This window comes from Litorivivens sp. (assembly GCF_057445395.1).
In genome coordinates this window covers 1-20,383 of record NZ_JBVBUV010000017.1, presented here as the reverse complement: position 1 = coordinate 20,383, position 20,383 = coordinate 1, and the positions used below count along the sequence as shown (strand labels likewise).

The window sequence follows — 20,383 nt, the reverse complement described above, 5'->3', positions numbered from 1 at the left end:
TTGTTCAGGATCAGGGACGAGGTATGGCTGACGACCCGGTTTTTATGCCCCAAAAGTACTCTCAAAGACGGCGCTCCATGCAACTCGCGGAGCTAGGGGTGCGCGGTTCGGTGCGTATGTTGCAAACCTTCGCTGCCGTCTATCCCAAAGCGGTGAAATGGCTCTATAACTGGCGTGTGCCGTCACCGGCAGAGATGCGAGAGCTGTTTGAGACCTTGGGTGTGACCTATATCAAATTTGGTCAGTTTATTGCCAGCTCACCCTCTATCTTTCCCAAAGAGTACGTGGATGAGTTCCAGAAGTGCCTGGATCAGACGCCAGCGATACCCTTTCGTAAGGTAAAGGCCATTATTGAGGAGGATCTGGGTAAGCCGTTGGATCGCGTGTTTGCCCATGTCAGCCCGGAACCCTTAGCCTCAGCCTCGATTGCCCAGGTTCACGCGGCAAAACTGCTCACGGGCGAAGACGTAGTGGTCAAGGTGCAAAAACCCGGTGTGCGCGCCACCCTCACCACTGACCTGAATGCGGTATACCTCGTAACCCGCTTGTTTGAGCGGATCGTGCCGAATCTGGATAGGGGCTCGATTGCCGACCTGGTCGAGGAGATGTTTCAGGCAATGCTCGATGAGTGTGATTTTGTCAAAGAGGCCGACAACCTGATCCAATTTGACCGTTTTCTTGCCAAGTCCAGCAATTCGATGGTGGTGGTGCCAAAGCCCTACTTACAGGCCAGTAATGAGCGGGTGCTGACTATGGAGCGATTTTATGGCGTGGCGCTGACGGACATGGAGGCTCTCAAGGCTTCGGGGCATGACCCGGCAGAAAGCCTCTTCAATGCCATGAACACCTGGTTTGCCAGCCTAACTCAATGCGACTTCTTTCATGCAGATTTGCACAGTGGCAATTTGATGTTGCTGAAAACTGGCGAAGTGGGATTTATTGATTTTGGTATGGTTGGGCGGATCAAACCGAGCGTTTGGGAGGCGACCTTCAGGCTCTTCATGGCGGTAAACGAACAGGATTATCAGGCCATGGCGGAATCGATGCTGGCTATCGGCGTCACACGCAGTGAAGTGGATGTCGCCGCTTTGGCGCGAGATATAGAGCGCCTGTTTAGTCGCTTGGATGCGATGGAGCCTGAGTACTTGCTTGGTAATGGTGGCGCAGAGCCGGATGGGGTGACGAACTTAATGACGGAGCTGGGTGCTATTGCCAAAGATTATGGTATCCGCTTCCCGCGTTCTTTTACCCTGTTGCTAAAGCAGTTCCTGTATTTTGATCGCTATATGGATCTGCTTGCCCCGGGCGCCAATATTTTCGGCGACGATCGGGTAAACCTCTACCACTAATACTGTACGCCTGTTAATGGAAATCGGGTGCTGGCTGGTCTTCAATGGCGGCACCGATAAAACTAACAGGCCAATCCCATGTCTTTTGTTCTGGTTGATAAGCCCCGCCCGCACGTCACCCGTATTACCCTGAATCGCCCTGAGCGAATGAACGCCATGGCATTCGATGTCATGGTCCCTCTAAAAGAGGCATTGGAAGAAGTCAGCTTTGACAATGATACCCGGGTTGTCATCCTGACCGGCGCAGGAGAGGGCTTTTGCTCGGGTGCCGATCTGGAAGATCCTGGCTACATGTCAATCTTTGATGGTCTCACCATGCCCGGTATAGCGCGCCGCGCGATGAAAGTTCTCGATGACGTAGTGAAGGCGCTGCAGGATATGCATCAGCCGGTGATCGGCGCCATTAACGGCGCAGCCATTGGTGGTGGTTTTTGTCTGGCAATGGCTACGGATATTCGGGTCGTCTCCGAGAGAGCGTATTTTCGCGCGGCTGGCATCAATAATGGTCTGACTGCGGCGGAGCTGGGGCTCAGTTATATGTTGCCCCGGGCAATAGGGTCGAGTCGCGCTTTCGAAATTATGTTGTCCGGCCGGGATGTTGATGCGACAGAGGCCGATCTTATTGGTTTGGTATCAAAAGCCGTCCCACATGAGTCCCTGCTCGATGAGTGTTATTCGGTGGCCGAGAGAATTGTTGGTTTCAGCCAGTTGGGTGTGGAGTTGACCAAGCAAATGTTGTGGGCAGGTCTGGAGGCCGGAAGCAGGCATTCGCACATGAACCACGAAGGGCATGCTCAGCTGTTTGTGCGGATGACGACGCAGAACTTTGAAGAGGCGATCAAGGCCAGAAAACAGGGCAGGGCGCCCGAATTTAAGGATTAGTCAGTTGGTTTGCTTTGGCCTGCGCATGCGGCCGTATAGGGCATTCACCCCAGAATGCCCTATGGCACACCTAGGAATTAGTGGTAGCTTGCGCTACTCTTGGGGGTAACTGGTGATTTTTAGCGCTAAAGTCACCATTCAAGCCACAAGAGCACAATCATGTCGCGTTACCTGACGTACATAGCGATCGCAGCCCTGCTGATGGTGGGGGGGCGTGGACACGCCCTCGGACTGGGAGAAGCTCAGGTACGTTCTCATTTTGGCTCACCGCTGGATTTGAGTATTCCTGTACAGCATCTCAGTGGAATGACAGGGGATGATCTACGAATAGCCCTTTCGGCACTCAATGACGCAGTCTCCGGCTCCCCTCTGGACGCGATGGTGGGCAGCAAGTATGAGGTCGACTATGACCCTGCTACGCAATCTATACGACTGCGTTCGAACGAGCCGGTCATGGAGCCCTATCTCGCGTTTACCCTGAAAGTGCGGTGGCCCAGTGGACATCTGAGCCGCGAATACACCGTACTGCTCGATATGCCCGCAATACACACCACCAAACCAGCCCAACACGTTGCCAACGTCAATCAGGCTGTCGGTAAACCTGGTGTAGGTTCTGGCGCTGTGGCAGCTGATGTCAGCAGTGTAAAGGCAGTGCCAGTTAGGGCTGAGCCACGGATGCCGCCAGAGCAGGCAGCGGCAGATTATGACAGCGGCCGTTACCGTGTTGTGAGAGGTGATTCGCTCTGGAAGCTGGCGCAAGATATCAGTGATCAACGCCAGGGCAGTCATGCTCAGTGGATGGCCGCGCTGTTTCAGGAAAACCCAGGCGCTTTTATTTCAGGGCGGCCTGATCGGTTGAAAGAGGCCTACTTCTTAACTGTGCCAGAAGCCTGCTCAGACACCAGACTTCTGTTAACGGCTGACGGGGGCTATCGGTTGGTGGCAGGTGAGCACCAGAAGGTTGCTGGCCGTGCTGAGAATGACGCGGCGGCTGCACCTGCACTAGAGAAGGGTTCCGAATCAGTCGTCGACACAAAGCCGTCGTTAGTAGCTGAATTAGGTGCATCGGAAGTGTTAGCCGGCGAGCAGTTATTGGTCGAGGCTTCGCTGCCCGTCGAGCCGGTCCCGAGCATGGATGAGGGTGCGCCGGAACTCAGTGTGTCGCCGGTCGCCGAACGTGATGCTATCGAATCACAGGTTGTTTTGAATGAGCAGCGAGTTGCAGAGCTGGAGCGGCAGTTGGTTGAAGCGCTGGCATTGATTGAGCAGCAGAGTCAGCTCGTTGCTGGGCAGCAGCTGTCGCTGGAAAATTTGCCGGTGACTGCTTCCGTACCGCCGGTGTTGGCAGATCTGACTACCCCTGCTTATCTCTTCCGTTCGATGGGCTGGTTGGCGCTCGGCATGTCGCTGGTGCTTGGGTATATTATGTACAGGGATCGCAGTGGCCCAAGTTTTCGGGTGGGTGGTCGGCGGAACCGCCAGGCGGATTTTGCGTCGATGCTGAGAAAAAATTAACTCAGGCGAATATTTGTAGGCCATAAACTAAAACGCCCGGCAACTGCCGGGCGTTTTAGTTTATGGCGGTGAGGGAGGGATTCGAACCCTCGAAACGTTGCCGTTTACACACTTTCCAGGCGTGCTCCTTCAGCCACTCGGACACCTCACCAGATGAAACATCAGCGTACTATGCGGTTTTTTTACGAGCTCCAAATTCGCACGCCTGCGCGCTCGTTATCGCCCTTTGGGGCGCTCTCTCCGGTGATACCTCCGAGTCAGCCACTCGGACACCTCACCAGATGAAACATCAGCGTACTATGTGGTTTTTTTACGAGCTCCAAATTCGCACGCCTGCGCGCTCGTTATCGCCCTTTCGGGCTCCCTTGCTCCGGCGCTGAGAGCCAGTTGTTTACAGCCTTCCCGAGAAGGGCCGCTACTCTATAGAAATGCGGCCAAAATGGCAATATGCGTTTCATGTTTCGCCAATGCGGCTGCCCGCCAAGCGGTGCTGTGGTAAGCTGGGGGCTTGATTTGAAGGTGTTTTACGATGTTGAAATGTGCGATTGTGCCGGTCACGGCCTACCAACAGAATTGCAGTATTCTGGTGTGCGAACAGACAGGCAAGGCTGCGGTCGTTGATCCCGGTGGTGACGTGGAACGCATCAAGCAGGGCTTGGAGCAGCTTGGCGGAACCTTGGAAAAGGTCTTGCTAACCCACGGGCATATGGACCATTGCGCAGCGGCCGATGATATGCGCCAAGAGTATGGCGTACCCATTGTTGGGCCGCATAAAGAAGACAGCTTCTGGATCGACAAGCTTCCCGAATGGTGCCAGATGGCAGGCTTTCCCCGCGCCGAGGCTTTTGTGCCGGATCAGTGGCTGGCAGAGGGTGACACGGTAACTGTCGGTGAGCAGACCCTCAAGGTTCGCCACTGTCCCGGCCATACGCCGGGGCATGTCATCTTCTTTCACGAGGGGATTCGTCTGGCCATCGTGGGCGACGTGTTGTTTCAAGGCTCGATTGGGCGCACGGACTTTCCGATGGGTGATCACGATACACTGATAAACTCCATTCAGGATAAGCTCTGGCCACTAGGCGATGACGTAACCTTTATTCCCGGGCATGGTCCCACCTCTACCTTTGGTCAGGAGCGGCGCACCAACCCCTTTGTTTCAGATTCGCGATTTGGGTGAGCCATGGGTGATCAACTGACGCATATAGATGCCAAGGGTAATGCCCAGATGGTCGATGTTACCGACAAGGCGGTTACCCAGCGTGAAGCCCGGGCGACAGCCACGGTATCCATGCAGCCTGAAACCCTGAGCATGATTGTAAAGGGAGAGCATAAGAAGGGCGATGTTCTCACCGTTGCAAGAATCGCCGGTATTCAGGCCGCCAAGAAATGTGCAGACCTTATTCCGCTTTGCCACCCACTGATGCTTAGCTCAATTAAAGTGGAGCTGTCACCCGTGCCAGAGGAAAATTGCGTTCGCATAGAGGCGGTATGCAAGCTCGCCGGGCAGACCGGTGTGGAGATGGAAGCGCTGACAGCCGCTTCGGTGGCGGCACTGACTATTTATGATATGTGCAAGGCAGTTGATAAGGGAATGGTGATCGGCGACGTCAGATTGCTGGAAAAGCTCGGCGGCCGTTCGGGCCATTGGCAGGCAGTGCCATGATAAAGGTTTTGTTTTTTGCCAAATTGCGTGAAAGTTTAGTCTGCGGCTCTCTCGAGTGGCCCGTTCAGGAGCCGCTCTCGTTAAAGGATTTACGTGACCAGATCATTGTCAGGCACCCAGAGTGGGAGCCCGACCTGTGCGCGCAAAATGTGATCGCGGCGGTGAATCAGGCGGTCGCAGCACCGCATGAGGTTGTTCAACCTGGTGACGAGGTTGCGTTTTATCCGCCGGTGACCGGAGGTTAGCTGTGGAGCCGCTAATTCGCGTTGGTGAAGCAGACTTTGACGTAGGCGTTGAAGTCCAGCGCGTGCTTGCGATGGCGGATACCATTGGTGGGGTCGTCAATTTTGTTGGCGTAATGCGCAGCAACAATGACGGGAGAGCGGTGGAGGCAATGCATCTCGAGCACTACCCGGGGATGACTGAAAAGGCACTGGCAGCCATTGCGCAGCAGGCAAGTGAGCGCTGGTCGCTGGAGGCTATTACCGTCATTCACCGTGTAGGGCTCTTCAAACCGGGGGATCAGATCGTGCTCGTGGTGACTGCGGCATCGCATCGCGGCGAGGCGTTCCAGGCCTGTGAATTCATCATGGATTTCCTGAAAACACGAGCGCCGTTCTGGAAGAAGGAAATTACCGCGCAGGGCGAGTTCTGGGTAGACGCACGCAGCAGTGACGACAGCGCGGCGGATCGTTGGCAGTCTACTTGATTTGGGTGGCCTCTACGGCCACATTCTGCGGGGCCATCGGCCTCGCAGAGCATTAATTTAAAAAGGCAGCGGTGTATAATGCTGAGTTTTACCCTGCCTGATTATAAGGAATAAGCATGAGTCTAGACAGCCGAGAGTTTCGCAATGCGCTGGGGCGCTTTCCCACCGGAGTGTGCGTAATTACTGCCAATCCGGACGGATATGAGCCATTTGGTATGACGGTCAACTCCTTTGCCTCTGTGTCGTTAGATCCGGCCCTGGTGCTGTGGAGTCTGCAAAATGATTCAGAGTGTTTTGAAGCATTTGCCAAAGCCAAAAAGTATGCGGTGAATATATTGGCTGAAGACCAGATGCAGCTTTCGAACTTCTATGCGAAGAAAGGCGACCACACCTTGCAGAAAGAACACTACACGATGGGTCGCCACGGAACGCCTGTGATTAAAGGCGCACTGACTACCTTTGAGTGTGATATCTGGCAGCGATACGAAGGTGGGGACCATGTGATTCTTGTTGGCAAAGTACAGGCCATGCTCAACAGTTTTGAGACCAAGCCACTGGTATTCTTTTCCGGGAAATATCGCGAGTTGCGCTGATGAATTATTGCAGTGAATGCGGTAAACCAGTTGCGCAGAGGGTTCCTGAAGGGGACGACCGGCTGCGCTATATTTGTGATCACTGCGATACTATCCACTACCAGAATCCACGTGTCGTTGTAGGTTGCCTGATAACCGAAGGCGATAAGATTCTGCTCTGTCGTCGCGCCATTGAGCCCCGTAAGAATTTCTGGACCATACCTGCCGGCTTTATGGAAAACGGTGAAACCATGTTTCAGGGTGCTCTGCGTGAGTCACAGGAAGAGGCTTGTGCCGAAGTGCAGGGCGAGACGCTTTACCGGCTGTTTGATATTCCCCGAATTAACCAGGTGTATGTATTTTATCGTGGCACGCTAAAAAATGGCGCCTTTGATGCCGGCCCGGAAAGTTTGGAAGTGCGCTTGTTTGATGAGGATGAAATTCCCTGGTCCGAGCTGGCTTTTCCCGTGGTCACAGATCTACTGATGGAATATCTGGAAGATCGGAAAACCGGTCAATATCCCGTGCGTATAGATCAACCGGGGCCATTGTGGGCCGAACATACCGGGTGGAACAAGCGCTAGCCCCCGCGCGCCACGGTTATCTGCATTCGCAGCGTGCGTGCGGTAATAACTACCAAATAACCAAGGTGTTCAGCGTAGGGATACTATGACAACACAGACAATAGCCATGCTGGTAGCAGCATTGATTTTCGGATTGCTGCTCGGTGTGTTAATAGGCGACTTAAGACGCCGGCGCCAGTCAGATTCAGAGGTACAGGCTGCCAGAATTGATGCCAGCGCGTATTCTGTGAAGCTTGAAGCCGCCGTTGCCCAAAGCCAGAGATTAAGCAGCGAGCTCACTCAGGCGCGCCAGGAAATTCTGGAACAAACCAATGAAAATGCCCGGCTGACGACACGCCTGGAAGAGCAGGCGAAAGTGCACGAGGAAAAAATGCAGGTGCTCAATAGCGCCCGCGATCAGCTGACCTCGCAGTTTAAACAGCTCTCCGACACCATCTTCGACCACAAGCAGAAAAGTTTTAACGAATCCAGTCGGCAAACGCTGGAGTCGCTGTTGACGCCCTTTCGGGATCAGATTAAGGAATTTCGCACTCGGGTAGATGATATCTACGACCGGGAAACGCGAGATCGGAGCTCACTCAAAGAACAAATCAATCAGTTGCAACAAGTGAACCAGCGTATGAGCCAGGAAGCGCTCAACCTTACCAGGGCGCTCAAGGGAGATAGCAAGGCTCGCGGCAATTGGGGTGAGGTGATCCTGGAGCGGGTGCTGGAAGAATCTGGTTTGCGCAAAGGTCATGAGTATGAAACTCAGGCCAGTTTTACCGAGCAGGATGGTCGCCGCCTGCAGCCTGACGTAGTGGTGCACTTGCCTGATGACAAGGATATCGTGATCGACGCCAAGGTTTCACTGGTTGCCTATGAACAGTATGTGAGAGCAGAGGAAGAGGCGGAGAAAAAGGCGGCACTGCAAGCTCATGTTCGCTCACTAAAGCAGCATATTGATGGCCTTAGCCTGAAATCCTACGAGCATATAGAAGGCATCAATACGCTGGACTTTGTATTGATATTTGTTCCGATTGAGTCGGCCTTTATGGCGGCATTTGATAGCGACCCTGAGCTGTTCCGAGTCGCCTATGAGAAAAATATTATCGTTGTTAGCCCGACAACCCTACTGGCCACCCTGCGCACAGTACAGAGTATCTGGCGTCATGAACACCAGAATCGCAATGCTGAGACCATTGCCAGAGAGGCGGGCGGGTTGCACGACCAGTTTGTTTTAATGCTGAGCTCACTGGAAGATGTCGGCAAGTTTCTGGACCGGAGTCGTGAAGCCTACGAAAAAACGCTGGATCGTATCAGCCGAGGGCGAGGCAATCTGGTCAGACGTGTGGAGAAATTGGAAAAGTTAGGTGCCAAGGTTAAGCGCAGCCTCCCGCGTAAATATACTTCAGAAGATGAAGAGCTTGAATCTCTTCCCAATGAACAAGACTAACGGAGCATACGATGACATTTCCCAAAGTTGGCAATCTGGCCCCTGCCTTTAGCCTGAAAGATCAGGATGGCAATAAGGTTTCATTGAAAGATTTTCGTGATAAGAAAAATGTCGTTTTGTATTTTTATCCGCGCGCTATGACACCGGGTTGTACCACGCAAGCTTGCGGTCTGCGTGACACCGAAGCCGAGCTGGCCAAGCGCGATTGTGTTGTGTTGGGAGTAAGTTTTGACCCCGTAGCCAAACTCAAAAAGTTTCAAGAGAAATACGACCTGAACTTTACACTTTTGTCCGACGAGGATCATGCCGTCATTGATAAATATGGCTGCTGGCAACTCAAGAAGTTTATGGGCAAGGAAAATATGGGTACGGTCAGAACCACTTTTATTATCGGCAAAGATGGCCGGTTAAAATATATTCTCGACAAGTTCAAAACCAAGACTCACCACGAAGACCTTGTGGCATGGGTGGAACAAAACCTTTAAACCGCAAACGCTGTAGTTTTTCAGCGCAAACAGTGCCTCAGGCATCGCGAAATTAACCGGGTAGCCCCATGAAAAAATTTATGTACACAGCCATCACACTGCTTACCCTGAGCATTGTGTTTGGAGCCGTGTTTGGTTGGATTGAATTTCGCGATCGAATGGTTGACAGTTTTGTGGCGGCCTATATACCACCACCTGTTGGTGTAGAGGCCGAGCCCGCAAGGGACGATCACTGGGACACCACATTGTCTGCCGTGGGTACGGTGAAAGCCGTGAATGGCGTAGACATTACCACCGAGGTCGGCGGGCTCGTAAAAGAAATCTATTTTGCGTCGGGTCAGAATGTCGAAGAGGGTGACGTTCTCATTCAGCTTGACGATGACGTTGAACAGGCAAACCTGAAAAGCTTTAAAGCGCAATATCGTCTGGCGAAGATAAATTACGATCGTGATTCGCGGCTGATGCGAAGCAATGCCATTTCCCGTACAGCGTTCGACAAGGTCGAAGCCCAGCTGGCGGATATGAAAGCCCAGGTAGAGCGCACACAAGCCATCATTGCTCAGAAAAAAATCAAGGCGCCTTTTGCTGGCCGGTTGGGGATTCGCCAGGTAAATGTGGGTGAATTCGTCAACAGCGGCGACAAGATTGTTACCCTTCAAGCGCTTGACGAACTATTGATCAACTTCAATGTGCCTGAATACTACACGCCAAAACTGTTTGTCGGCCAAAAGCTGCGTTTTACCGTAACTGCCTTTGGGCGCCGCGTTTTTGAAGCTGCGATTTCATCCATCGATGCGAAGGTCGATGAAACCACCCGCAACATTCAGGTGCAGGGGAGTTTCCTCAATGATTTGGGAACGGTTGTGCCTGGTATGTTTGCCAACGTCAATGTGGTGCTGGACGAACAGAAGTCAGTTACCACGGTGCCGCAAACCTCGGTCAGCTATTCACTGTATGGCGATTCGGTGTTTGTCGTATCGGAACAAGAGCTCAACCTGAAAAAGCCAGACACCACCATAGAGCTGTTGGGGATGACGATTGATCTGTCCAGCATTCATAAGATGGAGACTCCTCCTGAACGAGGGCTGGTGGTCAGCAGACGTTACGTTAAGCTTGGTGCCCGTCAAGGTGACCGTGTGGCCATAGAAGAAGGTGTCGCGGCGGGTGAATTGGTGGTTACCGCCGGGCAGCTCAAATTGAATAATGGCACGCGCGTAGAAGTTATCGCTCCCGGATCAGAAGACGGCCTATGAATTTTACCGATATCTTTATTCGCCGTCCGGTGCTGGCAACCGTACTCAGCCTGTTACTGCTGGTGTCGGGTATGAAGGCTTTTACCAGTTTGCAGGTGAGGCAGTACCCGGAAATAACCTACCCGGCAATCAACGTTACCACGGTTTATCCTGGTGCCTCAGCATCGTTGATGAAAGGATTTGTAACAACCCCAGTCCTCTCGGCCTTGAGTTCTGCCCAGGGGATTTCCTATTTGACAGCCACGAGCACTGACGGCACCTCTACCGTTACGGCTTTCCTGTTGCCGGACTACGATGTGGACTCAGCTTTTCTTGAGGTGAGCGCCAAGATCAACAAGGTTAAAAGTGAGCTGCCTAGGGAGTCAGAGAACCCGCTGGTCGAAAAAATGGAAGGCGCCACAGGCGATATTCTGCAGTACATCAGTTTTGTTAGTGATGTAATGAGTCAGGAGCAGATTACCGATTATTTGAGCAAGGTCGTGTTGCCGGAAATTACCACGATTGAAGGTGTCAGTAGGGCTCAAATTCGCGGTAAGCGAACCTTTGCCATGCGTATCTGGTTGGACAGTGATCGTATGGCGTCTCTGGGTATCTCCACCCAAGACGTAGAAAGTGCGCTGGCGCGCAACAATTACCAGAGCGCAGCGGGAAAAATTGAAGGTGAGTTTGTCCGTATTTCTGTGACAGCCGATACCGACCTAAATACGGTGGAAGAGTTTAACGATATTGTCATTCGTGGCGATGGTCAGACATTGATCCGCTTGCGTGATATTGCACGAGTAGAGCTCGGCGCTGAGCACTACCGGGATGTGATTCGCTACGGTGGCAAGCGTACTGTCTTTCTTCAGACCACGGCTGCGGCTGCGGCGAACCCGGTTGAAGTGGCAGAGAATGTTCGTCAGGCCTTGCCTCAACTGGAAAAGCAGTTGCCGCCAGAGCTGAAAATGGAAGTGGTTTTTGATACCACGGTATCTATTGAGCGCTCGATTAATGAAGTGTTGAAAACCCTAGTGGAAGCCAGCGCCATCGTGGTGCTGGTTATCCTGATTTTCTTGGGTAACTTGCGCTCCGTGTTGGTACCTGTGGTCACGATTCCGCTATCGCTGATCGGCGTGATGGTGTTGATGTTGATGATGGGTTTCTCCCTCAATCTGCTGACCTTGCTCGCGATGGTGTTGGCGATTGGGCTGGTGGTCGACGATGCGATAGTGGTGCTGGAAAATATTCAGCGCCATATGGAAGAGGGGGAGTCGCGCTATCAGGCGTCCCTTAAAGGTGCGCGCGAAATCGCTTTTCCGGTTATAGCCATGACCTTTACGCTCGCGGCCGTATACGGACCTGTAGGTTTTCTGGAAGGGCTCACGGGGGCGTTGTTTACCGAGTTTGCGTTTACGCTGGCAGCGGCTGTTGTCGTGTCGGGCGTGGTGGCACTTACCCTGTCGCCCATGATGTGCTCGCGGATGTTGCCAGAGCAACTTGAAGTGGGACGCTTTGCTCGTGGGGTTAATTCGGTGCTCGATGGTCTGACTCAGCTCTACCTGCGAGCGCTGGATGAAGCCATTAAAATGCGCTGGCTCACAGTGATGTTCTGCGGAATTATCCTCGCCTGTATTTACTTTCTTTACGACTCCATTGCTCAGGAATTGGCACCTCAGGAGGATGATGGCGTTGTGGTTGTTACCGGTGTTGGCCCCATCGATGCCAATGCTGACTACATGGAAAAATACGTCGCGCAGGCGGAGAAGCCAATCGCGGCGATACCGGAGCGGGAGCGCAGCTTCTTCTGGGTGTCTGATTCCAGTGTCTTTTCGTTGGTGCTGCTGTCGGAATGGGAAAATCGTGAGCGCAGCGCCAAGGAAATTCAGGATTCGCTGCTTGCCGATCTCAATAAGGTCACAGGTCTGCAGCTTTATACATACAACTTCCCACCCTTGCCTGGCGCCGCCAGCGGTCTGCCCATGCAATACGTGCTCACTTCTACGCTGTCTGATGAGTTGCTGTTTCAAGTTGCCAATAGGATACGTGAAGAAGCGCAGGCCAGTGGTTTGTTTACCTACGTTAGTCAAGATCTGAAGTTTAACAAGCCCGAGCTCGTGCTCAGCATCGATCGATCCATTGCCGGCGAAATGGGTGTTTCAATGGAGGCCATAGGGCAGACGCTATCTACCTATTTGGGAGAAGCTAACAGTGGTCGATTCAGTGTGGAAGAACGCAGTTACAAGGTCATTGCTCAGGCAGATACCCAGTTCCGACTGAATCCGGAAGCGATGAACAATTACTATGTGCCTGCGGCCAATGGCACTATGGTGCCGCTTTCAACTTTTGTTACTACAACGCTCCGGGCGTCGCCTAACAAGCTAAGTCAGTTTCAACAATTGAATGCGACTTATATTGGCGCAATGCTGGCACCCGGTGTGAGCATGGGGCAGGCGGTCGATTACTTTGATGAGCTGTCCGGACGGGTATTGCCGGATGGATTCAGCCATGATTACATGGGGCAATCGCGCCAATTTCTGGACGAGGGCAATGTACTGGTTGCCACCTTCGGGTTCTCTGTACTCCTGATCTACTTGGTACTGGCAGCCCAGTTTGAGAGTTTCAGGGATCCGATTATCGTGCTCATCAGTGTGCCCATGTCGATATGCGGCGCATTGATTCCGCTCGCCGTTGGTCTGTCCACCATGAATATCTACAGCCAGATTGGCTTGATTACATTGATAGGGCTGATCAGTAAGCACGGCATACTTATAGTCGACTTTGCCAATAATCTGCAGGAATCCGAAGGTTTGAGTATTCGTGAAGCCGCAAAGCGCGCTGCAGCAGTGCGCTTGCGTCCCATTCTCATGACGACCGCCGCGATGGTGTTTGGCGTGCTGCCGCTGCTGACTGCGACCGGTGCGGGTGCAGAAAGCCGCTATAGTATCGGTCTGGTCATCACGGCAGGAATGTCGATAGGTACCGTGTTTACGCTGTTTGCTGTGCCAGTGCTTTATACCTTTTTCGCCCGAGTGCGCAAACCCGACCCCATTATCAGTGAAAACTATCAGGAGACCGTTTAATGAAAGGTGATGAATATATACAGCAGGCGCTGCAAACAGAATCGCAACCCAGTGAAGAGCAGTTATCTCGTGTTAATTTGCGCATTCTTCATGCGCTGATGGGGCTGCAGACTGAAACCGGTGAGCTGACTGATGCGGTTAAGCGTCATATCTTTTATGGCACGCCACTGGATAAAGTGAATCTGGTTGAAGAGATTGGTGATGTGTTCTGGTATATCGCTATTCTTATGGATGAACTCAAAGTGGACGTTGGTGATAAAGCCAGCTTTGAGCACGCAATGAGAGTAAATATCGAAAAATTGCGTGCGCGCTACCCTAACAAATTTACCGAATTCGACGCCGTTAATCGCGACCTCGACACAGAGCGGAAAATCCTGGAGCAATAGCTGTAGTGAGTTCTCCCCTTCGCTTTAGGGCGGGCCCGAAGGCGCGCCGTTTTATCGAGCAGAATGGTCTGCACTTGCAGGATATAGCTGCATTGGCTGGCGCTGCCGGCGGACCCAAATGGCTGGTGCTGGCTGGTATCGATCGTATGCTTGCCGATTGGCTTGGTGAGAGGAAGGCCCCGCTACCGATGGTGGGCGCATCCATTGGTAGCTGGCGGTTTGCGGCGCTCGCGCAGAGCAATCCGAAAGCTGCTATTGATCGCTTGGAAAATCTCTACATTGAGCAGGCCTACGTGGGTAAACCAAGCTACCGGCAGGTTACTCAGACTGCGACCCGTCTGGTGTCAGACCTGTTAGGTGCAACGGGTGTCAGTGACATTCTCGAGCATCCTTGGGCGCGGCTGCACATCGTAACGGCTCTCTGTAGAGGTTGGACGGGCAAAGATGCAGTAGTGCCGATGGGGATAGGGTTTGGCGCTGCAATGGCGCTCAATACGCTGCGCCGCCCTTTGCTTGGCGCTTTTCTTGAGCGGCATGTGTTTGCAGATCCGCGAGAGGGTGTCTTATCTCTAGCTGCGTTTCCCGGTTTCAGTACACAGTTGCCAGAGCTGACCGCTGCCAATCTACCGTCTGCCTTGCTCGCTAGTGGTTCCATTCCCTTTGTGATGGAGGCGGTAAAGGTACAGGGGCAGTCTGGCAATTACCGCGATGGCGGTATGGTGGATTACCACATGGACCTACCATTGAGTAATAGCGGTATTGTGTTGATGCCGCATTTTTCGAAGCTGCTGATTCCCGGTTGGCTGGATAAATTTGTCCCCTGGCGTAAACCCCGCTTCCTTGAAAATACACTGGTGATTCACCCCTCAGATGAGTGGATAGCCACACTACCAAACCGTAAAATTCCTGATCGAAAAGATTTCGAAGGCTACCGCAATGACGATGCCGGCCGATTTCGCGACTGGCGGCTGGTGGCACAGCGCAGCGAAGAGTTGGCTGACTTTCTGGCGCAGAGAATTCAGCGACAGGATATTGCCAGCATGATTGAGCCGCTTTAATCGCAGTAGGTTAAGGGGTTTCCGCAGAGGGTAATTGCGCGTGGCTCCTGATGATCTTTTACCAGAAAGGATACGTGCCGCGTGTCGTCATCAATCATATAGGTATGTGAAGCGCCAGCGTAGATGCGTTTAGTTGGCAACACCTTGCAGTCCGGTGCCTGCTTGGAGCGACATTCCCTGCCAACATAGAGCAAAAAGTTACTGTTGCCGGTATTGGTAAACGTCAAACCATTGTTAGTGTGGGAAAATTCGAGCGCGCTAACGGGAGACGGTGGACGGTAAACAGCCAGAACCTCGTAATTGAACACAATGGAAACAATCGGGGCTTTTTGATCGTCCTTTGGCGTTGCTATCTGGCGCGGTTTTACCACAACGCGATAGATTGCATCGGTATCTTCTGGAATGCCCAAAAACGACAGGCGCACTTTGCGCCGCCCCTGTGGCTCAACATCAAATTGCCGCGGGGTGGCGATCATTCCCATTTCTCTCGGGTTGCTGAGTGTTACCCGTTGCTCTTCCGGCTGTCCCGGGAACAAGACTTTGTATACTTCAATTTGAACTGACTGTGTGGAATTACCGCGGTTGTAGACGTGGAAATCCGCTCTGCGTGTAGACCCGGCGATCACGTCGATGACGCTCTGGTCCAGCGTGATTTCTGCATTGAGTGGTGGCGCAGAAAGCATGGTCAATGAGCAAAGAAGTAGATAGAGGGGGATATTTTTCAGATGCATGGATTATTGCGGTATCTATTATCGTTGTACGCATCATAGCACCCAAGATCGTATCTGGGGGGCGGATTCAGTTTAGTAATTGCTATGACACAAAGTATTGACAGTGTGATTTTGTAGTGCTAATTTTCCCGTGCTCCTTAAGGAGAGGGGGTAGGGTACCGAGTAAGCTCTACCATGTATGGCGGCCACTACATTTTACTCAACTTCTAATAAACGTGTCATTGCATGATGCAGGACTACAATTAAGGGGTTGTGTTGATGAGTGCTTCCAAGCATTTTTCCCGTTCTATTCTGTCTATTTCTCTTGTCGCTATCTGCGGCACTTCATTCGCAGCTACTACCGACGGCAGTAAAGGCGCTACTTCCAATGGCAAGGTCGATGTTAAGGGCACTGTCAAAGAGAAGGTTCAGATTGCCGGTCTGACAGAGGTAAATCTGGATACCGCATTGGACGGCTGGAATGCCAGCGAAAGTGATATCAGTGAAACCAGTGCGTCTTTCTGTGTATGGTCATCTACGGAAGGTTACAAGGTTAAAATCACTGACAATACGTCGGCATCGGGAACTACTGAATTCGACCTGGAGGCCACGGCTGCTACCGGCCACGAAGATCTCACCTTGGCGCCGCTGCCGTTCTCGTTAACCTGGACCGATGAGTCCAATACGGCGCAATCGGTGACTTACAACACGGATCTAACGGGTCTGGTTACCACGGCGACGAATAAAAACTGCACCAATACCACCATTGGTGTGTCCATTGCCGCTAGTGACCTCTACGCAGCGCGAGTAGGTAACTATTCTGCTGAACTGAATATCACCGTTTCACCAGAGTAAGCGTCATAACGGGCAGGCGTGTATCCGCGCCTGCCCCCATCGCTTTGAACGCCTTTATTTGAGTCGCCCAGCGCTTGACTTGCCGGTGCTGCGTTGGTTTTATGGATATAACCCTAGACGCAAGGTAAGTGGTAAATGGTGGTCCGAAGGCTGATCAGCCTATGGTTCGTGATGTTGGTGGTGTTGAGTGTTCCGAATGGCTTGGCCCAGACGAATTCTGCCACAGCAACAACGACTGTCAGTATTAGTATCCCCGCACAGGTGCTCGTGACGCAGATTGAGCCGTTTGTGTTGGGAAACTGGTCCGGTGCCGGCCCAATGTCCGGGGAGCAGGCTGTTTGTGTTTGGTCTAGTACAGGTGGCTATAACATTACTGCAACTACCACTGAAGGCGGCAGTCGATTCAGCATGCTGGGTGCGAATAACCGCATGCTGGATTACAGCGTGCACTGGAATAGTGGCGCGGGTTATCAAGAGCTTGTCAGTGGTCAATCGCTGGCGGGGCAGTCCACGTCCTCCCGTTCAGCCGATTGCAGTAATGGTACCGAAGCTTCCGAGCGCCCCTTCCTCAAGGTCCTGGTGGCTGAGGCAGATCTTGACGCCGCGAAAGCAGGGGCCTATAGCGACGTTTTGGAAATTCTTATCGCTGTCGAATAAGTCGCGCAGCCTGCTTTCTATAATCCTTCCCATTTTCTCAGCGTTACCGCCCTGTGTTTCCGCCCAAGAAGTTGTCTACCTCGACGTATTCTACGGTGAGCAGTTTGTGGAGTCGGTATTAGCTGAGTATGACGAACAGCAGATAACGTTGTTTGATGCCGAGTTGCTTGAGCAGAAGTTGCCGGAGACTCTCGATAGAGCCTATATCAGGGAGTACTTGTCACGCCCGATTCGCTATCTGTCACCAAACGCCTGCAATGCAGGAAATATCAGCCGCTGCTTTGAGCAGAGTGCGGAAAAGATTATTTTTACCTTTGATAGCGAGCTGTTTGCGGTGCAGGTTTTTATTGCCCCCTCTCTGTTACCGGTCCATGACGTTGAATTGGATGACTATCTGCCGGGTTACTCCGGTACTCCATCGTATTTGTCCCGTGTCAGCGCTCTGTATTCCTACATCGATCAGAGTCAGGGGCATCTCTCTTCATACAATCTTTTTATGGATCAGGTGTTTAGTAGCGGCGACAAACGTTTAGTTGCACAGCTCGGAAAAACCGATTCCGAGAGCTATTATGCCCGTAGTGTTTATTTTTCAAGTGATCGAAAAAGAGAACGATTTTTGTTTGGTCGCTACGAACTGCCGGGTAATAGTTTAACGCCGGGCCGCCTGATATATGGTGCCGGGCTACAGACAACCAATGATCTCAGGCTTGATCTTGAGCAGGTAGGGGCGACGCAGCTCGAATACTTTATGCCGCAGCGCTCACGCGTCGAAATCTATCGTGACGGAAGGCTGCTCAGTGTCAAATATTATCCCACTGGAAATAATAGCCTTGATGTGTCTGATTTGCCTGTGGGCGCCTACGACATCCATGTGAAAATATTCGTAGACGATGTGGTCGTTCAGGAAGACACTCGCTTCTTCTCAAAATCGTCAACTCTGCCTCCGGTTGGCGAATCTGTGTTCCGGATGGATGCGGGGCTCATTACTGACGTCAATCAATTCGCCAGTGTCGAGGGTTCCGAATTTCTGCGCTGGGGCTATGGGTTTCGATTGAATGATGCCAATTACCTAGAAGCTGAATACCTCTCCAATCACTATTGGCGCTCGTTCCAGATGTCGCACCGCTGGTTGCGCAAAAATATGGTCGGTGATGTTTCGCTCTTGCAGGCCGACGATGGTTATAGAGCGTTTGCATTGAATTCGTCTTATCGAACTCCTCATGGCTCCTATGGCCTCACCTGGACGCAAGGTGATCCGGGAGCAAGCAGCGAGTTGCCCGAATTTCGACGATTTAATATCAGGGCGAGAGAATATGGGGTGCGGTATGGCTACCATTTTCAATCCCTGTCGTTACAAGCCAATGTCAGAAAGCTTGAATCAGACCTCGATGACACAATTTACAGTAGTCTTTCAGCCTATATATCCAAGCGAATAGGGCGAGATTCCGCGCTCTCCGTGTCGTCGTCGCTTGCCTATGATGAAAGAAGCAAGTTAAGTGCAAGTGTTTCCGTTACCCTCACATTTTCCGGCAACTCTGGTGCCTATTGGGCGCGGGCCGGTTGGCGTGATCGCGAGGACGACGAGTTTCAACATGCTGTAGGGCTGTCAGGTCGGCGGGATTCATTCAAGACCCTGGACTCACTTCGCTACGCTGCACAATTAGAGCAGCGGGGTGAACGAAAAAACCTGGGTGCTGATATTGATCTTTCGCACGAGCGCTTTAGGCATGTGTCGTCGCTGAATGTCAGCTCTGGTGAAAATACTACTACAGCCTATTCCGGTATTTTCAATACAGCTTTTAACGTATCTAAAGCTGGGGTCAGAATGTTTGATGGAGCGGATTTGGGCTCTGGTATCTTGGTCTCGCTGCCATCTGAGCATCAGTCACCTGTCGTTATTACTGTCGATGGAGCGCGCCATATCGTAACGACGTCAGGCGGTGTTCAGTTTATCCCACTGCAACCGTACCGGGTGTATAACGTTAGTGTTTCTTCCAGGTCAGGTGCGGCGCTTGAATACGATTCCACGGAAAAACAGGTTGTTTTGTATCCAGGGCATGTTCCGGTCCTGGAGTGGGTCGGTATTCGGGTGCTGCCTGTGTTTGGGCAGGTTAGCTTTGAGGGTAAAGCCGAAGATACGCGGGTGATCGTGAAAACCAGTCGGGGTTCTGATGTTACTGAAAATAATGGGTTTTTTGCTGTAGATCTGGCCACAGACTCCCCTCTAATTGAATTCAGCGTAGATGGTAGAGCCTGTGATATTCCGGTGGACATACAAGATGCTCAGCCGGTTATTGATCTGGGGTTAGTCCGGTGTTCTCTGTAGTAGCTGAAACCCATTCTACTTTGAAAAATGCTTGAGCCAGAGAGCGCGGTTAGTGCGCCCTCTGGCAGGGCTCCTCCTCAATATTGTGCGATACGCCGACTAATTAGTTGGTGCGATCAGTGGCGTGGCAACTGGGATGAGCCTTGATCGCACAGTATTTGCGTAGGGCTCAGCAACATTGTGCGGCGTATCTGTTGGCACCATAAACTGCCATTGCTGACCATCAATCTCTGTGATTGGCGCAGGGGAAAAAGCGTTGTCACTATCGTGAGTAAAGAAGTAGTGAATGCCGTGTGCGCCAAAAGCCCCTTGGCGTTGGTCACAGCGCAACTGCTCATAGGGCGTACCGTCGTTAGCCTGTTCGTAGCCGCTGATTACCCGTGAGTCGGTAGAGGTTTCACCGGGCCACGGCCGGGCCACCGGATCATCGCCGGTGCCGTCATCGAGGCAGGCGTCATCTCTGTAGTAGGGCACGATCAAGGGGTTGGCCAAAGCTTGAGCGTTTTTCAACTCAAAGATATACACCAGTGAGCCGCTGTCGCCCTTGCCTGAAACCTGTTCCCAGTTTTCAAAACCGAGCGCCAAGTTAAAGGTGGGATCAGGCGCATCAAAGAAGGCCGGCGAGCCAAACAGGCTGTCAATCTGGCCGAACTCGTCGTTGATACCGTCAATCGGTACGCCCTGCGGGCGCAACACCGTGAAGTAGCGACCTTCCTCTACGTTTTCACCCGGAACTGGCACCATGGCACTGCGGTTGTAGTCCCAGGAGGTGTACAGACCGTCGGGCGGAATGGGGTGTACCCGCACGCGGTAGCGATACGTAATCGCATCGCGATAGAAGGTTTCCGTTTTGGTTACATTGGTGCCGGAATCGGCGCCCCACAC

General features: G+C 52.4%; 20 protein-coding genes and 1 tRNA gene. 18 read left to right on the top strand and 3 right to left on the bottom strand.

All coding sequences use genetic code 11. From position 1 onward, the window contains the following. Positions 1 to 23 precede the first annotated feature (23 nt). The 3 genes from AC222A_RS07265 to AC222A_RS07255 all read left to right on the top strand — a co-directional run bounded on the left by AC222A_RS07265 (position 24) and on the right by AC222A_RS07255 (position 3,746). Positions 24 to 1,349 carry an ABC1 kinase family protein gene (locus AC222A_RS07265; protein ID WP_372798808.1) on the top strand — a complete coding sequence of 442 codons (1,326 nt, stop codon included), beginning with the start codon at positions 24 to 26 and terminating at the stop codon, positions 1,347 to 1,349. 78 nt (positions 1,350 to 1,427) lie between these two features. Beyond that, the gene (locus tag AC222A_RS07260) at positions 1,428 to 2,231 is read left to right on the top strand and encodes an enoyl-CoA hydratase (protein WP_372780820.1); all 804 of its coding nucleotides are present in this window, start codon (positions 1,428 to 1,430) and stop codon (positions 2,229 to 2,231) included. A gap of 159 nt (positions 2,232 to 2,390) precedes the next feature. Then, complete coding sequence (locus tag AC222A_RS07255; protein ID WP_486774803.1) at positions 2,391 to 3,746, top strand: type IV pilus assembly protein FimV; 1,356 nt, start codon at positions 2,391 to 2,393, stop codon at positions 3,744 to 3,746. Positions 3,747 to 3,809: 63 nt separating this feature from the next. Here the strand turns inward: AC222A_RS07255 and AC222A_RS07250 are convergent. Then, positions 3,810 to 3,897, bottom strand: a tRNA-Ser gene (locus AC222A_RS07250). Positions 3,898 to 4,275: 378 nt separating this feature from the next. On the opposite strand from AC222A_RS07250, the gene AC222A_RS07245 reads away from it, so the two are divergent. The 12 genes from AC222A_RS07245 (at position 4,276) to AC222A_RS07190 (ending at position 14,950) form a co-directional block, all read left to right on the top strand. After that, positions 4,276 to 4,923: an MBL fold metallo-hydrolase gene (locus AC222A_RS07245; RefSeq protein ID WP_372750680.1), complete on the top strand. Its 648-nt coding sequence runs from the start codon at positions 4,276 to 4,278 to the stop codon at positions 4,921 to 4,923. Between the two features lie 3 nt (positions 4,924 to 4,926). Continuing rightward, positions 4,927 to 5,409 carry a cyclic pyranopterin monophosphate synthase MoaC gene (moaC, locus tag AC222A_RS07240; protein ID WP_372763713.1) on the top strand — a complete coding sequence of 161 codons (483 nt, stop codon included), beginning with the start codon at positions 4,927 to 4,929 and terminating at the stop codon, positions 5,407 to 5,409. After that, a complete protein-coding gene (locus tag AC222A_RS07235; protein ID WP_486774802.1) occupies positions 5,406 to 5,654 on the top strand; it encodes a MoaD/ThiS family protein in 249 nt (82 codons plus the stop codon). The genes moaC and AC222A_RS07235 overlap by 4 nt, the downstream gene beginning before the upstream one ends. Before the next feature lie 2 nt (positions 5,655 to 5,656). Next, positions 5,657 to 6,118, top strand: coding sequence for a molybdopterin synthase catalytic subunit MoaE (moaE, locus tag AC222A_RS07230; RefSeq protein WP_372763715.1), 462 nt, complete (start codon positions 5,657 to 5,659; stop codon positions 6,116 to 6,118). A gap of 116 nt (positions 6,119 to 6,234) precedes the next feature. Next, the gene (locus AC222A_RS07225) at positions 6,235 to 6,711 is read left to right on the top strand and encodes a flavin reductase family protein (protein WP_372750684.1); all 477 of its coding nucleotides are present in this window, start codon (positions 6,235 to 6,237) and stop codon (positions 6,709 to 6,711) included. Beyond that, positions 6,711 to 7,274 (top strand): NUDIX hydrolase, encoded by a 564-nt coding sequence (locus AC222A_RS07220; RefSeq protein ID WP_486774801.1) that lies wholly within the window; start codon positions 6,711 to 6,713, stop codon positions 7,272 to 7,274. The genes AC222A_RS07225 and AC222A_RS07220 overlap by 1 nt, the downstream gene beginning before the upstream one ends. Positions 7,275 to 7,359: 85 nt before the next feature. Next, positions 7,360 to 8,709 carry a DNA recombination protein RmuC gene (locus AC222A_RS07215; RefSeq protein WP_372763716.1) on the top strand — a complete coding sequence of 450 codons (1,350 nt, stop codon included), beginning with the start codon at positions 7,360 to 7,362 and terminating at the stop codon, positions 8,707 to 8,709. An 11-nt stretch (positions 8,710 to 8,720) separates the two neighbouring features. Further along, a complete protein-coding gene (bcp, locus tag AC222A_RS07210; protein ID WP_372748902.1) occupies positions 8,721 to 9,194 on the top strand; it encodes a thioredoxin-dependent thiol peroxidase in 474 nt (157 codons plus the stop codon). Between the two features lie 68 nt (positions 9,195 to 9,262). Next, complete coding sequence (locus AC222A_RS07205) at positions 9,263 to 10,447, top strand: efflux RND transporter periplasmic adaptor subunit (RefSeq protein WP_372748903.1); 1,185 nt, start codon at positions 9,263 to 9,265, stop codon at positions 10,445 to 10,447. Next, positions 10,444 to 13,506: an efflux RND transporter permease subunit gene (locus AC222A_RS07200; RefSeq protein ID WP_372748904.1), complete on the top strand. Its 3,063-nt coding sequence runs from the start codon at positions 10,444 to 10,446 to the stop codon at positions 13,504 to 13,506. The genes AC222A_RS07205 and AC222A_RS07200 overlap by 4 nt, the downstream gene beginning before the upstream one ends. Beyond that, complete coding sequence (locus tag AC222A_RS07195; protein ID WP_372748905.1) at positions 13,506 to 13,892, top strand: nucleoside triphosphate pyrophosphohydrolase family protein; 387 nt, start codon at positions 13,506 to 13,508, stop codon at positions 13,890 to 13,892. The genes AC222A_RS07200 and AC222A_RS07195 overlap by 1 nt, the downstream gene beginning before the upstream one ends. 5 nt (positions 13,893 to 13,897) lie before the next feature. Further along, entirely contained in the window at positions 13,898 to 14,950 is a 1,053-nt protein-coding gene (locus AC222A_RS07190) for a patatin-like phospholipase family protein (protein ID WP_372763717.1), read from the top strand. Here AC222A_RS07190 and AC222A_RS07185 read toward each other — a convergent pair. After that, on the bottom strand, positions 14,947 to 15,681 hold the full coding sequence (locus tag AC222A_RS07185) for a fimbrial biogenesis chaperone (RefSeq protein WP_372749559.1): 735 nt from the start codon (positions 15,679 to 15,681) through the stop codon (positions 14,947 to 14,949). The genes AC222A_RS07190 and AC222A_RS07185 overlap by 4 nt on opposite strands. 258 nt (positions 15,682 to 15,939) lie before the next feature. Between AC222A_RS07185 and AC222A_RS07180 the strand changes: the two genes are divergently transcribed. The 3 genes from AC222A_RS07180 (at position 15,940) to AC222A_RS07170 (ending at position 19,498) form a co-directional block, all read left to right on the top strand. Continuing rightward, on the top strand, positions 15,940 to 16,515 hold the full coding sequence (locus AC222A_RS07180; RefSeq protein WP_372749558.1) for a hypothetical protein: 576 nt from the start codon (positions 15,940 to 15,942) through the stop codon (positions 16,513 to 16,515). A 135-nt stretch (positions 16,516 to 16,650) separates the two neighbouring features. Beyond that, a complete protein-coding gene (locus AC222A_RS07175) occupies positions 16,651 to 17,172 on the top strand; it encodes a hypothetical protein (RefSeq protein ID WP_372749557.1) in 522 nt (173 codons plus the stop codon). 148 nt (positions 17,173 to 17,320) lie between these two features. Continuing rightward, positions 17,321 to 19,498, top strand: coding sequence for a TcfC E-set like domain-containing protein (locus AC222A_RS07170; RefSeq protein ID WP_486774800.1), 2,178 nt, complete (start codon positions 17,321 to 17,323; stop codon positions 19,496 to 19,498). Between the two features lie 99 nt (positions 19,499 to 19,597). Here the strand turns inward: AC222A_RS07170 and AC222A_RS07165 are convergent. Further along, the coding region (locus tag AC222A_RS07165; RefSeq protein WP_486774799.1) for a hypothetical protein at positions 19,598 to 20,383 on the bottom strand (786 nt) is incomplete at its 5' end.

Bases quoted from the DNA above. Each gene is read 5' to 3' on its own strand.
- AC222A_RS07265 (WP_372798808.1), top strand. From the start codon at position 24: ATGGCTGACGACCCGGTTTTTATGCCCCAAAAGTACTCTCAAAGACGG.
- AC222A_RS07260 (WP_372780820.1), top strand. From the start codon at position 1,428: ATGTCTTTTGTTCTGGTTGATAAGCCCCGCCCGCACGTCACCCGTATT.
- AC222A_RS07255 (WP_486774803.1), top strand. From the start codon at position 2,391: ATGTCGCGTTACCTGACGTACATAGCGATCGCAGCCCTGCTGATGGTG.
- AC222A_RS07245 (WP_372750680.1), top strand. From the start codon at position 4,276: ATGTTGAAATGTGCGATTGTGCCGGTCACGGCCTACCAACAGAATTGC.
- moaC (WP_372763713.1), top strand. From the start codon at position 4,927: ATGGGTGATCAACTGACGCATATAGATGCCAAGGGTAATGCCCAGATG.
- AC222A_RS07235 (WP_486774802.1), top strand. From the start codon at position 5,406: ATGATAAAGGTTTTGTTTTTTGCCAAATTGCGTGAAAGTTTAGTCTGC.
- AC222A_RS07225 (WP_372750684.1), top strand. From the start codon at position 6,235: ATGAGTCTAGACAGCCGAGAGTTTCGCAATGCGCTGGGGCGCTTTCCC.
- AC222A_RS07220 (WP_486774801.1), top strand. From the start codon at position 6,711: ATGAATTATTGCAGTGAATGCGGTAAACCAGTTGCGCAGAGGGTTCCT.
- AC222A_RS07215 (WP_372763716.1), top strand. From the start codon at position 7,360: ATGACAACACAGACAATAGCCATGCTGGTAGCAGCATTGATTTTCGGA.
- bcp (WP_372748902.1), top strand. From the start codon at position 8,721: ATGACATTTCCCAAAGTTGGCAATCTGGCCCCTGCCTTTAGCCTGAAA.
- AC222A_RS07205 (WP_372748903.1), top strand. From the start codon at position 9,263: ATGAAAAAATTTATGTACACAGCCATCACACTGCTTACCCTGAGCATT.
- AC222A_RS07200 (WP_372748904.1), top strand. From the start codon at position 10,444: ATGAATTTTACCGATATCTTTATTCGCCGTCCGGTGCTGGCAACCGTA.
- AC222A_RS07195 (WP_372748905.1), top strand. From the start codon at position 13,506: ATGAAAGGTGATGAATATATACAGCAGGCGCTGCAAACAGAATCGCAA.
- AC222A_RS07185 (WP_372749559.1), bottom strand. From the start codon at position 15,681: ATGCATCTGAAAAATATCCCCCTCTATCTACTTCTTTGCTCATTGACC.
- AC222A_RS07180 (WP_372749558.1), top strand. From the start codon at position 15,940: ATGAGTGCTTCCAAGCATTTTTCCCGTTCTATTCTGTCTATTTCTCTT.
- AC222A_RS07175 (WP_372749557.1), top strand. From the start codon at position 16,651: ATGGTGGTCCGAAGGCTGATCAGCCTATGGTTCGTGATGTTGGTGGTG.